Raw genomic sequence first — 15,206 nt, 5'->3', positions numbered from 1 at the left:
GGATTAGGCGTAGAATTCGAATGTACTTGTGGAAGCAATGGAAGAAAATAAGTGCGAGGTTTAAGAACCTCAAACGACTTGGAATAGCTAAAGGGAAAGCTTGGGAATGGGCAAACACTCGGAAAGGTTATTGGCGGATAGCCAATAGCTGGATATTATCAAGGTCATTAACAAATGAATACCTCGCATCAATTGGATATGATGACATATCCAAACGATACGAGGTACTGCACTTAAATCATTGAACCGCCAAGTACCGGACGGTATGCTTGGTGGTGTGAGAGGTCGGTAGATAAATTAATTATCTACCTCCTACTCGATTGGACTTATTGCTAAAGTATAAATATAATGAGTATAAAAGGGAGGGATCGATTTTGAGTTTAAAGAGTGATGATAAAATTTTTGCGGGATTATCTCATCTAGCTATCTTTTTAGACTTTATAGGAACTATAGCTACCTTAATGATTTATATAACCAAAAAAGATTATTCTAAATTTATAGAATACCATGCAAAGCAAGCTTTAGGATATCAGGTGGTAATTTTACTTATTAGTTGGGCTATTAACTTAGTTTTTATTGGAGGGGCTATCGGCGGATTTCTAGGGACTGGCTTCATTATGGGACAGGGTTTATTAAGTATTATTCCGATGGTTTCTCTTGTAGGTATTAGAGTAGTGATTTCTTTAATGATTTATGGTTATGCAATATTTGCGTCATTACAAGCATTTCAGGGAGAAGAGTTTAAATATATTGTAATTGGTGACTTTATTGATAGGTTATAATGTTAACCAAAATAGCTTGTCAATAAAATTGAATTTCGCTATAATCAACAGAAATCATCTTTAAAAAGTACAGATTTAAGGAGGAAAAATGATGAACTTAAATAATCCTAATTTAAAAGTAGGGGTCATTGGTGTTGGCAATATGGGACAAAGTCTTATTAAAGGCTTTATAGACAGTAAAACTTTACCAGCTGAAAACGTAGTTGTGTTTAATAGATCTAAAGAAAAAGTTATCAATCTACAAGAAAGCCATAATGTTACAGAAGCTTCATCTATTGAAGAGCTAGTAGATCAATGTAACGTTATTTTTTTATCAATAAAACCACAAGACCTATCTAACTTATTAGAAAATATATCTAATAAAGATATTGATAATAAGATCTTTGTGAGTGTAGTAGTTGGTGTTAGTATTAGTTTTATTGAAGAAAAATTAGATTCTACTGCTAAAGTTATTAGATTGATGCCAAATACTCCATGTTTAATTGGACACGGAGTAACAGCTATGGCATACAATAATAGAACAGATAATCAAGAGATTAAATTAGTTAGTGATTTAGTTAAAAGTACTGGTGAGGTTATTGAAGTTTCTGAAGAGCAAATGGATGCAGTGACAGGCTTGTCAGGAAGTGGACCGGCGTATGTGTTTATGCTAATACAAGCTCTAACTAGTGGTGGTGTAAAACAAGGACTCTCCCATGAACAAAGTAAGATTTTAGCTGCCCAAACTGTTCAAGGTGCTGCTAAGATGGTTTTAGAGACAGACAAACATCCAGAAGAATTAAAAGATATGGTCTCTTCTCCAGGTGGAACAACAATTCAAGCAGTTCAATATTTAGAAGATAATGCTATTCGTGGAGCTTTCATGAAAGCTGTTGAACTTAGTAGTCACCGAGCTTATGAAATTAAACAGGGATCACAACAAGGGAATGATGATAGTGATAACAAACAAGATTGAATATATAAATTGTAGTTAAAGTTAGAACAAATACTATTACCTCCAACTGGAAAGATTGACTTTACTTATATGGAACAATTAGTCAGACAGTTATCAGATGCAATTTCTAAAGGTATAATGTAGTTTTAGTTACTTCAGGAGCTATATGAGCGGGTTCTGGGAAACTTAACACTGTATAGTGCAGTATTCAAGTGAAGAAATTGGTTTATAAAAGGAAAGTTGAAATCGTCAATGTTTTAGGGTACAATTCTGGTGAAGAAATAATACATCATGATAATATAGTATTAATTGAAAATGTAATGTAGTATTAAGATAAAAGGATGAATATAATGAGGATAAGAGAATTAGCCCCGACTCATATACTAGTGCTCCTTAACACTGTCTTTAAAGTCCGGGAATGGCATTATCTTGAGAGGAAATAGGGAAGCTTTAAACTCTAATAGATCAATTGTAAAATCTTTGAAGACTGGTTTATATCAAATTGTTTTTACATACATATTTAATAAATTTATTAGACTCAAGTGATAAAGAACAAGTGAATGAAAGGTTAGATGGTTTACTTGATGCTATTGTTCCTAGAGGTGGAAATAAGCTGATACGAAGCGTTGTAGAAAATAGTACAGTATCTGTGTTACAAACTGGGGCAATAAGTACCTAAAAACTTCATGCCAGGGGACCTATGGGACTAACTGAACTTACTAGCACAAAATATTGTTTTTGGTACAGGTCAAATTCGGGAATGATTGTGATTTTAAACTAAAGGGAGTGGAGGTGCATTTATTGACTAAAGTAGAGTTTGATAAGGTTATTGACCGCTACAATACTAATTCGTATAAATGGGATGAAGCTAAAAAATTTTTCGGAGAAAAAAATGTTATTCCTATGTGGGTAGCGGATATGGACTTTGAGTCTCCAAAACAAGTACAAGAAGTTCTGACCAAGCGGGCAAAACATGGGGTTTATGGTTACGCTGGTGACTATGAAGAATATTATAAATCAATAACACAGTGGTTTTTAAATCGTTTTGGAATTAGTATAGAAAAAGAATGGATATCTATAACTCCAGGAGTAGTTCCTGCTCTTAATATGATTATCCGAACATTTACAAATCCAGGTGATAAAGTTGTTTTACAGTCTCCAGTTTATCCTCCTTTCTTTGATGCTATTAGAAAGAATGGCTGTCATGTTGCTAATAATGTGCTTAAAAGGAGTTCTAACAAATATTATATAGACTTTGATGACCTAGAAATCAAACTTTCAGATAGTCGAGCTAAGTTATTATTACTATGTAGTCCTCACAATCCTGTAGGTAGAGTTTGGAGTAGAGAAGAATTGGTTAAAATAGCTAAACTTTGCAAAAAGCATGGTGTTCTAATAGTTTCTGATGAAATTCATTCAGACCTAACTTTTATTAATGAACAACATATCTCATTTTTACAAATAGCGACAGAAGAAAAGGTTCCAACTATATTGTGCACTTCTGCAGCAAAGACCTTTAATATAGCAGGTCTACAAATTTCTAATGTGATCATACCAGATGAGTTTATTAGAGAAGAATTTAAAAATACTTTAAAGGCCAATGGAATAAGTAAACCAAATATTTTTGGACTAACAGCTCAAACAGCTTGTTATAAGTACGGAGAACCTTGGTTAGATAATTTAAGACATTATCTGACAGATAATTACCTGTATTTAGAAGATTATATACAAAAGAATATCCCACAAATCAAGGTAACTAAATCAGAAGGAACTTTTTTAGCATGGTTAGATATTAGAGAAACAAGTATGAGTTCAAATAAAATATATACTAAACTTATCAAGGAAGGTAAAGTAGCTCTTTTACCAGGGAATAGATTTGGTGAAGGGGGCGAAGGTTTTTTAAGAATTAATTTTGGTTGTCCTAGAGAATTATTAGATAGAGGGTTAAAAAGAATTTCTAAAGTTTTAACATAATAAGATGAGCCATGTATTAAACATGGCTCATCTTATTATGTTCTTCGATCACAGGCTAGTTCTCTTAAAGTGTCAACTTGTTCAATCTTTCCTAAAACCAGCATAGTATTACCTGCTGATAAAACCTCATCAGAACTTGGGTTTAATCTAAGTTCTGAGCTTCCCTGATTTTTTAAAGCTAGAACGATTAATCCAGTTCGCTCTGGGATCCTAGCTTGTTCTAAACTTTTACCAACAAGATCAGAATTATCACAAATTACAACATCTTCAAGGTCTAAAAGCTCTTCTCCAGCCTGTGTAATTACATCTAGAAAAGAAACTACGGTAGGCCTTAAAAGTAAAGAAGCCATTCTTGCTCCACCTAATACATTAGGTGAGATTGTATTGTCAGCACCAGCACGTTTTAGTTTAACATCAGCATTTTTTTCAATGGCACGAGAAACTATGTATAAGTTCTGGTTAAGTTCACGAGCAGTTAATACAATTAAAACATTGTCAGCGTCACTTGGTAGAGAAGTTATAAGTCCTTGTGCTTTGTCAATTTTTGCTTTGTGCAATGTAGGTTCATAAGTTGCATCTCCTTGGATAGCCATTATACCTTGTTCAATGAGATTATTAACTTTATCTTTGTTATCTTCAACTACCAAAAGAGGTGAATCAGTTTTTGAAAATTGTTCAATAACACTGTGACCAGTCTCACCAGCACCACATAAGATGTAATGATTAGATAATTGTTCAATTTTTGATTGCATGCTTCTCCTCCTAAAGATATCTCTTAATTCACCTTCTATTAAAAAAGATGTGAAATTTGTAAAGGCGTAGAAAACCAGACTAAGGCCTCCAAAGATAATGAATACGGTAAATAGTCTACCTAAAACGTCTAATTCACCTATTTCTTTATAGCCTACGGTAGAAACTGTAATTATTGTCATGTAAAAAGAATTAAATAAAGATAAGTCTGTTAATAAATAATATCCTAATGTTCCAATTATTAATAGTAAAAGAACAGAAATTAATATATATACAAGCTTTTTCTTTTCACTCATTATATCATCCTCAAAATTTGAATTTTAACAGAGTTTTGTTGCGAAACTTTGCCATATTCTCGCGCTTTTTCTAGTGCAGCATCACTCGGGTTCCATTCAACTTTAAAAGGATCACCTGCCACATCAAAACCAGACTCTGTAAGCTCTTTTGAAACTAAATCGGCTGATTCACCGCTCCAACCATAACAACCAAAAGCGACTCAGATTTATTTTTGAATTTAAAACCTTTAATGATTTCTAGTAGGTGACCCCATTAAAAGTGCTTTTGATTTAAAAACTTCGGTAATTAAATCGTTTTTATCAGTTTTAGAAGCGTTATATAACTTCACAGTTGTATTTGGGGAAACGTCTCTAATCCCTTGAGCTATAGCCTCTGCTAATCTACGAGTTCCTTCCCACATAGTTTTATAGATGATAGTTATTTGGTTTTCTTGATAATTTTTCGCCTACTCTAAATATTTTTCTATTATTTGAGAAGGATTGTCTCTCCAAATCACTCCATGACTTGTACAGATTGTGTTTATGGGAAGTTCGAGTTTTTGATTTTGTTTTCAACGAGTTTACTAAACGGAGTTAATATATTTGCATAGTATTTCAATGCTTCCTGGTATAATTCAGCTTCATCGACTAGATCGTTAAAAAGATGCTCAGAAGGGTAGTGCTGACCAAAAGCATCATTAGAAAATAAAATATTATCTTTATCTAAATAACAGAAGGTACTATCAGGCCAATGTAACATCCGTGCTTCAATAAAGGTCAGTGTTTTTTCTCCAAGATTTAATTGGTCACCATTTTTTACTTCTACAAAGTTCCAATCTTTATGGAAGTGTACTTTGAGATTTTTAATACCATTTTTAGTGGTATAAATAGGTACTTTTGGTATTTCATTAGTAGTTTTGGTAAAGCTCCACTATGATCAATTTCTGCATGATTTGTAATAATATAATCAATTTCGTTTAAATTAATTTCTTTTGCTTAATTGTAAAATCAAATTGAACTAAATGAAAACTCATAGTGGACCCAACTGCAATATAATTAAATCACCACAAAATAACTAATTACAGGAAGGGTGCACACTATGGATCCCCTTAATGATACACCAACTTCCCGCAAGAATAAACATTTAAATGATTTCGAGCGAGGAAAAATCGAGTTACTAGATAAGCAAGGATATCCATACGCCATTGGTAAAATTTAAAATAGAGTACCAAACACAATTCGTAATGAATTAAAACGAGGTACAGTTACCCAAATCAAGGCTCTTAAACTATGTAAAATCTACTATCCAGATACAGCTAAAAGAATATACGAACGAAACCGTAAAAACTGTGGTTCTAAATTTAAATTTCTACAATGTGAAGAGTTCATAGATCATGCTACATATCTATTCTCAGTGAACGTCCAAAAGAAGTTAATGATCGTCAGGTCTTTGGCCACTGAGAAATTGACACTTTAATTTGTAAGAAAACAAAAACTGAACCAGTACTACTAACTAACACCGAAAGACAAACCCGCAAAGAAATCATACGTAAAATACCTGCTAAGACGGCTGAAGCTGTACAAAAAGCTCTAGCAAACTTGGCTAATGAAATGGGTGATAGTTTTTAAAAGTTTTCAAGAGCTTTACTGCTGATAATGGATTAGAGTTTGCAGAACTAGCATCTCTAGAGAAAACTTGCAACACCAAAGTTTACTTTGCCCCCCTTACGCTTCTGGAGAAAGAGGAACTAACGAACGTCATAACGGCCTTATTAGACGCATATCCCGAAAGGGAAGAGCCTCGCTGATTTTTCTACAGAAGCAATTGCTAAAGTTCAAGTCTGGTGCAATACTTTGTCTAGGAAAATCCTTGATCACTTAACACCAGATGAAGCTTTTCTTGAACAGTGTAAGGTCTTACTTGAATGATCTTTATATTACAGTTGAAAACTAGTTCAATCTAATATTGCAATTCACGATTAATTTCTTTTTTTAAGTTATTAACAATTTCTTCTGTATAGGGTTTCCATACAGTATCAATTAATACGGTTTTTTCATCTCTAACTAAATATGAATTATAACTTGTATCTCTATGAGTAGAGTACTCATTTCCATGAAAAGATCTGAGGTCCTAATCTATCTTTTTAACCCAAAAAACAGAATCAGTAATTTTAATATTCAACGACCTTCCTCCTTTATTTTACTTAATCGAGAAATTTTTGGATTTCTAAACTATAACCATCTGGGTCGTTAATGAAAAAATGATAAATATTAAAATCGGGATTTAGTTTTGGTTTAGAATAGGGTGAATATCCCATACTAACAAGATTATTATATGCTTGATCTACATCATCAGCTAGTAGTGTTATGATAGGGCTTTTATATTTAGAATTTGTCTCTAAATGCTGACAAAACCCTAATAGACCATCACCAGGGATCTGATAAATCTTACAAGCACCTTGATCTTTATACAGTGGGAGGTTTAGTGTGTTATGATAAAAATTATGGACCTTTTCAAGGTCATCTGTACCAAAAAAAGTAACTATTCCTGTCCAATTAATAGAAATCACCTCACATTTGTAATTTTACTTTACATTTTAAAAAGGGAAATTGTCAAAGTTTGCCGAAATTAAGTTCATATGTAGATTATGATTAAGGAGGGAGATGTTTGCGTAATTTTTTAATTGCACTAGCTGTTGTTTTAGTCTTAGTAGTAGGATTTTTTATTTTAAATGATAATACCGAAGAAGTTAATAAAGAATATCCAGGTATAGTTTACACAATTGATGGTTCAGTAAAAGAAGAGATTGTTATTAATTTAGAAGGTGAATATTCTAAATCATATTTTGATGAACCTGGTTTTACTGGCACATTTGAGATAGAAGGAAAAGAAATATATTTTGTAACAGAATTAACTGATATTGAGAAACAAAATGGAAAGATGGTTGTAATAATTCATGATAACCAAACAGACATAGGTTTACTAACTGGTGCTATAAGCTTTTCTAATGATTTTAAAGAAATAATCGGTTCAATCTCTAAAAATGACGAAATCACATACTATTTTGGTGCCCCTGGTGAAAATCTCAGTGAAATATTAGAAATTGAAATTCATTAACCCTCTTCAGTAAATGAAGAGGGTTAATGTTTAAATTAAATTCATTTCTTTACCTACCTTTGCGAACTTATCAAGAGCGAAATCTAAATCCTCTTTGCTATGTGCAGCTGAAATCATTGCTCTTATACGTGCTTGACCCTGAGGTACTAATGGAAAACCAATTGCTTGAGCAAAGACATCTTCTTTGAATAAGCGTTCACTGAAAGTAGTTGCATCTTTTGCATCTCCGATCATTACAGGAGTGATAGGTGTTTCTGAACCACCAGTGTCTAAACCAAGATCCCTTACACCCTGTTTGAAGTATTCAGCATTATCCCAAAGTTTAAGAACTAATTCATCACTTTCAGATAGGATGTTAATTGCCTCTAGGGTTGCAGCGGTATCAGGCACAGTTAGAGCAGAACTGAAAGTAAAAGGTCTAGCTTTTTGTTTGATATACTCTACTATTTGTTTACTTCCTGCTATACAACCGCCCATTACTCCTAATGCCTTTGAAAAAGTACCAACTTCAACATCTACTCTACCATGAAGACCAAAATGATCTACAATACCTTTTCCACTATCACCAAGCACACCTTCACCGTGAGCGTCATCAACTAAAGTCATAGCTCCATATTTTTCTGCTAGTTCGACAATTTCAGGTAGTGGAGCAATGTCACCATCCATACTGAAAACACCGTCTGTGATGATTAGCTTTTTGCCCGGTGGATTTTGTTTTAAAATTTCTTCTAATTCATTTACATCGTTATGAGAATAAACTTTAATTTCTGCTCTACTCAACCTACTACCATCAATAATACTAGCGTGGTTTAATGCATCACTAATTATAGTGTCTCCTTTGCCAACAAGAGAAGGAATGGCAGAAAGGTTCGCTTTAAACCCTGACTGGACTGAAAGTGCAGCTTCTACACCTTTGAACTCAGCTAACTTTTTTTCTAGTTTTTGATGTATGTCCATATCACCTGCAATAGTTCTTACAGCACCAGGTCCTACACCATAGTCTTTTATAGCATTTTTAGCTGCATCGGTTACCCTTGGATGGTTAGCCATTCCTAAGTAGTTATTAGAACAGAAATTTAAAACTTTTTTTCCTTTAATATTTACCCATGCACCTTGTGGACTTTCAATTGTCTTTATGTTTTTGTAAAGACCTTTTTCTTTAAGTTCATTTAAATCATTCTCAATAAAATCTAAATGCTTATTTGATGACATGATAGACACCTCTCTTTTAATTAATAATTAAGGATAAAGAATGATCTTTCCAGTATTCCCTTGTTTTGCTAACTCAAAAGCCTTTTCATACTCGTCTAAAGAAAACTTGTGAGTAATAAGTGGTTCTAAATCTTCAATTAAGCCACCTTTAAGTAATTTGTGCATCTTATACCAAGTATCGTACATTAATCGCCCGTTTATACCGTAAGCTTTAGCACCTTTGAAAATTATACCATCAGCTAAATCAATCTGGGTTTGCCCTCCTGGGATACCAAGGAAAGAAACCCATCCGCCACCTTTTAAAGCTTTGAGTCCATCATTTATAGCTGTGTTGTGTCCAGCCATTTCTAAAAGTACATCAACACCTTGATTTTGAGTGTTTTTCATTACTTCTTCTACTACGTTATTTTCTTGTGGGTTTAGCGCTAAATCAGCACCCATTTCTTTTGCTAAAGAAAGTCTGTAACTGTTAATATCAGTGACTATTACTTGAGAAGCTCCTGCTTTTTTTGCAACTGCAATTGATGCTAGGCCGATAGGACCACATCCAGTAATTAAGACATCATTACCTACTATTTCATCAATAAGAGTTGCATGCACTGCGTTACCTAATGGATCATGAATTGCAGCAACATCTTCAGGAATTTTAGGGTCTAAAACCCACACATTTTCTCTTGGAACAACTAAATATTCTGCAAAACAACCTTCCGTGTCTACACCAATGATTTCAACATCTTCGCAGATATGAGCTTGACCAGTCTTACAAAAATAACAACTTCCGCAAACAAAATGACCTTCTGCTGTAACTCTAGTACCAACCTCTAAATCAGTAACTTTACTACCAGTTTCAACTATTTCGCCACAGAATTCATGACCAAATGTAAGTGGTGGTTTGATTCTGCCATCAGACCAATTGTCCCATTTATAGATATGAATGTCTGTACCACAGATTGCTGTAGCAGTAACTTTAACAAGAACTTCGTCTTCTTTTGGTGATGGGATAGGAACTTCTCTGAGTTCGGCACCTTCACCTCTATTAGCTTTAACTAAAGCTTTCATCGTGGTTTTCAAAAAATCACTCCCATTCTTAAATTCTTAATTATTGTCATTATTACAATTTGACAATAATCTGCAAAATCCTTTTTGTTATCTCCAATAAATAGTATAATATAAATACTAACAGGAAATCAAAATATTAATGAAAAATTTTCTAAAGGAGGTTAGCTATAGATGAAAAATTTAGTTAAGAAAAGTTTTGCCTTTGGCCTAGGGTTGGCGATAACGAGTAAAGAACAAATTGAAACAATGGTTGATGATTTGGTAAAAAAGGGAGAAGTAGCTCCCGAAGAATCCAAAAGGGTTATTGATCAAATGTTAGAACGTGGTGAGGACGAAAGAGAACGATTAATGCATATGATTAAGGAGCAAGTACAACAAAATTTAAGAGAGTTAGATACTGCCTCAAGAGATGAAGTAGAAGAAATTAAAAGTAGATTAAGTCTACTAGAAAAAAAGGTAGATAAGATCGAATACCAAAGAAATAAAGATGATAGTGAAGAATAATTTAAGTGAGGTAAGGTGGTCTGTATGTTTAAACGGAGAATTAGGCAATTAAACCGCTACCGGGAAATTGTAGCTACTTTTACAAAACATGGGTTTGGATTCTTGATAGAAGAATTAGGCCTACACCATATGTTATCATTACCGGGTCGATTGTTAAAAGATAACAAACCACAAGAACCTAAACCAGTTGGAGTAAGACTTCGCTATGCATTTGAAGAATTAGGTCCGACTTTCATCAAACTTGGTCAACTATTAAGTACAAGACCGGATATTTTTCCAGAACATATAATCAGAGAATTAGATAAGTTACAAGACCATGTAGATGCTTTTACCTATGACTATGTTAAGGAAATCATTGAACAAGAATTCGAGACTTCTATAGATAATATCTTCAAAAATGTTAACTATAAACCTTTAGCAGCTGCGTCGATTGGTCAAGTCCATACGGCGCAGCTTAAATCGGGTCATGAAGCTGTAGTTAAAATACAAAGGCCAGGGATCACTTCAATTGTAGAAACAGATTTAGAAATATTATCAGATTTAGTTAGTCTTGCAGAACTTAGGTTTCAATTCGTATCTCAATATAATCTGAAAGAAATTGTACAAGAATTTAGTACATCAATAAGAAAGGAGTTAAATTACACATTAGAAGCTAGAAATACAGTGAAGTTTAAAAACATTTTTAAAGATAATAAAGATATTTACATACCTGAAATTTACTGGGACTATACAACTAAAAGAGTTATTACAATGGAACTAGTAAACGGAACCAAGTTAAAAAATGTTATGAAAGAATCAACTAATCATGATAAAAAGACGGTAGCAAAAAAGCTAACTGAATCTTTTCTTGAACAAGTCTTTATGGAGGGGTTCTTTCATGGAGATCCTCACCCCGGAAACTTTATAATTAAAAATAATGGAAGTATAGCGTTCACTGATTTTGGGATAGTTGGACAACTCACCCCTGAAATGAAAAATCGCTTTGCTTCACTAATGATATCTGTAATCAGGCAGGATGTTGATGGAATAGTAAAGAATATCATGAAAATAGGATTTCTTCCAGATGATGTAAATATTAATAGGTTAAAGCGAGATGTAATGATTGTAAGAGATAAGTATTATCATTTACCATTAAAGCAGATGAGTTTAGGAGAAGCTATAGAAGATTTTTTTGATCTAGCTTTTAGACATAAAATACAAATCCCATCAGACTTGACTCTTTTAGGTAAGACTTTTCTCACTTTAGAAGGAGTAGTTAAAGAATTAGACTCAGATATAAGTATAGTTGAAATAGCTGAACCTTTCGGTCATAAAATGGTTAAAGACAAGTTCAGCCCCGAAAACATATGGGATTCTTTGACTAATAATATTAAAGATTATGGGGAGATGATGTTTGAACTTCCCGGAGAAATAAGAGAATTAATGAGTGTTTTAAAAAAGGGAAAAGGTACTCTTGAAATTAAAGTGCCACAATTTGATACATTGCTAAAAAAACTTGACAGGATTGGAAACCGGCTGGCATTTAGTATTGTATTATTAGCATTTAGTATTATTATGTCTGGTCTAATAATAGGATCTTCTGTAAGTGATCGAGCATCAGTAATTTGGCAAGTTCCTGCTGTAGAGGTTGGTTTTATAATTGCAATGTTTATGTTTTTGTGGTTGTTATTTTCAATATTTAGATCAGGAAGGTTTTGACAAAAGGAGAAATGATTATGGACGAACAATTAGAATATATTATAAATGAATTAAAATATTTTTGGAGTAGATTTTATATTCAATTAATATTAATTTTTAATCTCATAGTAGGTATTTTTCTGTTATTTAAACAGAACCTACAAGAATTATCATCAATTGTTTTTTTAATAATTATGCACTTTTTCTTATATTTTTAACACCAACTTTATTCGTGATTTTTTTCAACAAAAGGCTCACCTCCCTTTCTAAGAAGTTATACTTTTTAAATGAACTGTCTTTTTGGTGGGTTATGACTGACATAACTATTGGGACATGCCTTTTGAGTTTTTGGATCGCAGCTATTGTTATATTAGAAATGCTATCAATTTTCGGTCTTTTACTTATGTATATAAATCTTTTAATATATATTATGTTTATACTCTCTTTAACTTTGTTGATTCATGTTTTAATTAAATATCGTAGTATTATCGCTATCCTGGTGGGTATAACGATACATATTACATTTTATGTACTAGCTATTTGGGCTCCTGTTTTTGAAAGTTTAGAAGTGAGATTTTTACCACATCATTTGTTTGTTGATATTGAGGGGATTTTAACATTAAATATACGCATAAGTGAATTAATCACTCCCCTAGCATTTACAGGTTTGTTAGTTTTGTTAATTAGGAAATTAATCTGTAGTCAACTAGAAGTAGAAAGACACAAGGGAGAAGAGGGATAAATATGATAGGTGAATTCACGATATCGTTATTTGATATAAGTATGAGTTTAACTGACGCAATGGATTTAGTTAGTCCTAATGTTGTTGATCATCATAAAAAAGTGTCCTATATCTCTTTAAATATAGGAAAAGAATATGGTTTAGATGATAACAGACTCGAAGAGCTAGTTTTAGCAGGACTTCTTCATGACAGTGGTGCTTTATCAGACAAGGAAAGAATAGATAATTTACGTTTTGAATTAGAAAAACCCCACCGTCATGCTGAAGTTGGTTTTCAATTATTAAAAGACTTACCGTACTTTAAAGATATTGCGAAAATGATTAGATATCATCATGTACCTTGGAACCAACAAAACCAATATAGTAACAATGATATCTTAATTGAAAGTCAAATTCTTCATTTAGCTGACAGGTTAAGTGTTTTAATAGAAGATGATAGTAATGTCTTAACCCAAAAAGATAAGATTATAAGTTTAATTAATAAAGAAAAGGGAGGACTTTTCGATCCTAAACTAGTAGATGCCCTTGAGTCTTTAGCAATAAAAGAATATTTTTGGTTGGATATAACTCATCCTGCTTTAGGGGAAAGGTTATTACTAAAAAATAGTGATAACTACAATTATGAGCTAGGAATAGATGAATTGATGGAAGTTTCAAAATCATTTCGCCGTATCATCGATCTGAGCAGTTCTTTTACAGCTACTCATTCAGATGGTGTAGCTATTACTGCAAAAAACATAGCATCAAGAGTAGGCTTTTCAGATTTTGAATGCAAAATGATGGAGATTGCCGGATATTTACATGATTTAGGGAAATTAGCTATACCTAATAAAGTGTTAGATAAACCCGGTAAGCTAGATGAAGATGAGTTTGATTTAATGAAAAACCACACATATTACACATTTCGATCATTAGAACGTGTTCCAGAATTATCCGTTATAAATACTTGGGCTTCTTTACATCATGAACGTTTAGATGGCAAAGGATACCCGTTTCACTATTGTGAAAGAAATTTACCATTAGGGAGTAAGATCATGGCAGTTGCAGATGTGTTTACTGCTATTACGGAAGAACGTCCATATCGAACAGGTATGTCTAAAGACAAAGTTATAAAAATACTAAAAGAAATGAGTGAAACCAAAAAGCTAGATCAATATATTGTAGATATCGTTATTAAGGATTTTGATTATTTCGACCAAATTAGAAAAAAGGCTCAACAACAAGATGAGAACATAATGATATAACTTAATAATGTTAGATATATCGCTTCCAAGTTAATAAAGTGTGTAAACTTCTTTGTACATTTGTAGTCTAAACTTAAAACCATTATATAACCAAACTTTTCTTCTATGGTCCAATGAGTCAGGCCCTTTAGAATAGGGTGAGCTACTCCAACTTTTGTATAATCTGCGAACCTACTCAAAAAAATTCCAACTCCAAACCGCAAGTTGTGAAGTGGTGGTAGTTGTTCAATATAATTTTGTGTAAGTGCTCGTTGACCGTTTAAAATTCCGCAAAAATTTTGTGTTTCCTCCATATGATAACATTCCAATTTTCCTATCTATATTATTATTTCTTAGTGGGAATAATAAATTTTCAATATGTCGTTTTGCCAAATTGATCAAATTAGCATCTAAAAAAACTAAAAAGGGGGATTCTTTAACAAAATCGATTCCGTATGTAATGCAGCTCCTTTCCCTAGGTTGAATAATAATGTTTGGTTATATGTTAAGTTATTATATTGGCATAAGGATATTTACAATAACATTTAAAACTTCTTGAATTCTATTCTCTTCATTATAGGCTAGTATGAGAAAAGTAAAACTGTTATCCAATTAAAGGTCACTCCTAAAGTTGAATATTGTTTTTTAATACTATTCGCTTAGTAATAAATGTATTATATTTAATTTGTCCTCCCTCTTGACTTCACTTTTTGATCTGTGGTAATATAATTAATGTCGCACGAAGCGACGAAAGATTAAAATTATTAATAAAGTTTGACTTCTCAAAATGGATATGGTATTATATAATTCCTGCTAGAGAGCAGTTAAATTGTTCTTTGAAAACTGAACAGGATGCAAGCGTTAAGTTTTGAATAAATAAGCCAGATCGGCTTTTCTAATTAAATTTAATTAGGAGGGTTTGATCCTGGCTCAGGACGAACGCTGGCGGCGTGCTT

General features: G+C 32.8%; 14 protein-coding genes and 5 pseudogenes. 13 read left to right on the top strand and 6 right to left on the bottom strand.

The features are described from left to right. The 6 genes and pseudogenes from CDO51_RS12180 to CDO51_RS12165 form a co-directional block, all read left to right on the top strand. Nucleotides 1-245 (top strand): annotated as a pseudogene (locus CDO51_RS12180) (group II intron reverse transcriptase/maturase); the annotation flags it as partial. Between the two features lie 129 nt (nt 246-374). Next, nucleotides 375-782, top strand: coding sequence for a DUF4870 domain-containing protein (locus CDO51_RS12175; protein WP_158212461.1), 408 nt, complete (start codon nt 375-377; stop codon nt 780-782). Nucleotides 783-873: 91 nt separating this feature from the next. Continuing rightward, complete coding sequence (gene proC, locus CDO51_RS12170) at nt 874-1,737, top strand: pyrroline-5-carboxylate reductase (RefSeq protein WP_158212460.1); 864 nt, start codon at nt 874-876, stop codon at nt 1,735-1,737. Nucleotides 1,738-2,218: 481 nt separating this feature from the next. After that, nucleotides 2,219-2,395 (top strand): hypothetical protein, encoded by a 177-nt coding sequence (locus tag CDO51_RS13930; RefSeq protein ID WP_158212459.1) that lies wholly within the window; start codon nt 2,219-2,221, stop codon nt 2,393-2,395. Next, nucleotides 2,396-2,480 (top strand): annotated as a pseudogene (locus tag CDO51_RS15590) (hypothetical protein); the annotation flags it as partial. It lies immediately after the preceding gene. A 37-nt stretch (nt 2,481-2,517) separates the two neighbouring features. Beyond that, nucleotides 2,518-3,690: a MalY/PatB family protein gene (locus tag CDO51_RS12165; protein ID WP_089024502.1), complete on the top strand. Its 1,173-nt coding sequence runs from the start codon at nt 2,518-2,520 to the stop codon at nt 3,688-3,690. Nucleotides 3,691-3,725: 35 nt separating this feature from the next. Here the strand turns inward: CDO51_RS12165 and CDO51_RS12160 are convergent, their stop codons facing one another. Together CDO51_RS12160 and CDO51_RS15585 are read right to left on the bottom strand one after the other, a co-directional pair. Further along, nucleotides 3,726-4,736, bottom strand: coding sequence for a potassium channel family protein (locus CDO51_RS12160; RefSeq protein ID WP_089024501.1), 1,011 nt, complete (start codon nt 4,734-4,736; stop codon nt 3,726-3,728). Further along, nucleotides 4,736-5,708, bottom strand: a pseudogene (locus CDO51_RS15585) (oxygen-binding di-iron domain-containing protein); the annotation flags it as partial. The gene CDO51_RS12160 and the pseudogene CDO51_RS15585, both read right to left, overlap by 1 nt. Nucleotides 5,709-5,814: 106 nt before the next feature. Here CDO51_RS15585 and CDO51_RS15580 point away from each other — a divergent pair. Then, nucleotides 5,815-6,644, top strand: a pseudogene (locus CDO51_RS15580) (IS30 family transposase). Nucleotides 6,645-6,693: 49 nt separating this feature from the next. On the opposite strand, the pseudogene CDO51_RS15575 reads toward CDO51_RS15580, so the two are convergent. Further along, nucleotides 6,694-6,897 (bottom strand): annotated as a pseudogene (locus tag CDO51_RS15575) (anaerobic nitric oxide reductase flavorubredoxin); the annotation flags it as partial. Between the two features lie 22 nt (nt 6,898-6,919). Further along, complete coding sequence (locus CDO51_RS12145; protein ID WP_240503573.1) at nt 6,920-7,285, bottom strand: VOC family protein; 366 nt, start codon at nt 7,283-7,285, stop codon at nt 6,920-6,922. Between the two features lie 98 nt (nt 7,286-7,383). On the opposite strand from CDO51_RS12145, the gene CDO51_RS12140 reads away from it, so the two are divergent. Further along, nucleotides 7,384-7,833, top strand: a complete 450-nt coding sequence (locus CDO51_RS12140) for a hypothetical protein (RefSeq protein WP_089024499.1) — start codon at nt 7,384-7,386, stop codon at nt 7,831-7,833. Between the two features lie 30 nt (nt 7,834-7,863). Here CDO51_RS12140 and CDO51_RS12135 read toward each other — a convergent pair whose 3' ends face one another. Then, a complete protein-coding gene (locus CDO51_RS12135) occupies nt 7,864-9,045 on the bottom strand; it encodes a glycine C-acetyltransferase (protein ID WP_089024498.1) in 1,182 nt (393 codons plus the stop codon). Between the two features lie 27 nt (nt 9,046-9,072). Then, nucleotides 9,073-10,116, bottom strand: coding sequence for an L-threonine 3-dehydrogenase (gene tdh / locus CDO51_RS12130; protein ID WP_089024497.1), 1,044 nt, complete (start codon nt 10,114-10,116; stop codon nt 9,073-9,075). A gap of 159 nt (nt 10,117-10,275) precedes the next feature. Here tdh and CDO51_RS12125 point away from each other — a divergent pair, with 159 nt between their 5' ends. From CDO51_RS12125 to CDO51_RS12105, 5 genes are all read left to right on the top strand, one after another. Continuing rightward, nucleotides 10,276-10,608: a phasin family protein gene (locus CDO51_RS12125; RefSeq protein WP_089024496.1), complete on the top strand. Its 333-nt coding sequence runs from the start codon at nt 10,276-10,278 to the stop codon at nt 10,606-10,608. 24 nt (nt 10,609-10,632) lie between these two features. Next, nucleotides 10,633-12,306 (top strand): ABC1 kinase family protein, encoded by a 1,674-nt coding sequence (locus CDO51_RS12120; protein ID WP_089024495.1) that lies wholly within the window; start codon nt 10,633-10,635, stop codon nt 12,304-12,306. Nucleotides 12,307-12,323: 17 nt separating this feature from the next. Then, the gene (locus CDO51_RS12115; RefSeq protein WP_089024494.1) at nt 12,324-12,503 is read left to right on the top strand and encodes a hypothetical protein; all 180 of its coding nucleotides are present in this window, start codon (nt 12,324-12,326) and stop codon (nt 12,501-12,503) included. A 92-nt stretch (nt 12,504-12,595) separates the two neighbouring features. Next, nucleotides 12,596-13,027 carry a hypothetical protein gene (locus tag CDO51_RS12110; RefSeq protein ID WP_089024493.1) on the top strand — a complete coding sequence of 144 codons (432 nt, stop codon included), beginning with the start codon at nt 12,596-12,598 and terminating at the stop codon, nt 13,025-13,027. Between the two features lie 2 nt (nt 13,028-13,029). Beyond that, on the top strand, nt 13,030-14,271 hold the full coding sequence (locus CDO51_RS12105; RefSeq protein WP_089024492.1) for an HD-GYP domain-containing protein: 1,242 nt from the start codon (nt 13,030-13,032) through the stop codon (nt 14,269-14,271). Nucleotides 14,272-15,206: the final 935 nt, after the last annotated feature.

This window comes from Natranaerobius trueperi (genome assembly GCF_002216005.1).
Taxonomy (GTDB): domain Bacteria; phylum Bacillota; class Natranaerobiia; order Natranaerobiales; family Natranaerobiaceae; genus Natranaerobius_A; species Natranaerobius_A trueperi.
This window is presented reverse-complemented; position numbering and strand designations above follow the sequence as displayed.

Excerpts from the sequence above, each read along its gene's own strand:
- CDO51_RS12125 (WP_089024496.1), top strand. The coding sequence starts at position 10,276 with ATGAAAAATTTAGTTAAGAAAAGTTTTGCCTTTGGCCTAGGGTTGGCG.
- CDO51_RS12160 (WP_089024501.1), bottom strand. The coding sequence starts at position 4,736 with ATGAGTGAAAAGAAAAAGCTTGTATATATATTAATTTCTGTTCTTTTA.
- CDO51_RS12110 (WP_089024493.1), top strand. The coding sequence starts at position 12,596 with ATGACTGACATAACTATTGGGACATGCCTTTTGAGTTTTTGGATCGCA.
- CDO51_RS12120 (WP_089024495.1), top strand. The coding sequence starts at position 10,633 with ATGTTTAAACGGAGAATTAGGCAATTAAACCGCTACCGGGAAATTGTA.
- CDO51_RS12105 (WP_089024492.1), top strand. The coding sequence starts at position 13,030 with ATGATAGGTGAATTCACGATATCGTTATTTGATATAAGTATGAGTTTA.
- CDO51_RS12115 (WP_089024494.1), top strand. The coding sequence starts at position 12,324 with ATGGACGAACAATTAGAATATATTATAAATGAATTAAAATATTTTTGG.
- CDO51_RS12135 (WP_089024498.1), bottom strand. The coding sequence starts at position 9,045 with ATGTCATCAAATAAGCATTTAGATTTTATTGAGAATGATTTAAATGAA.
- proC (WP_158212460.1), top strand. The coding sequence starts at position 874 with ATGAACTTAAATAATCCTAATTTAAAAGTAGGGGTCATTGGTGTTGGC.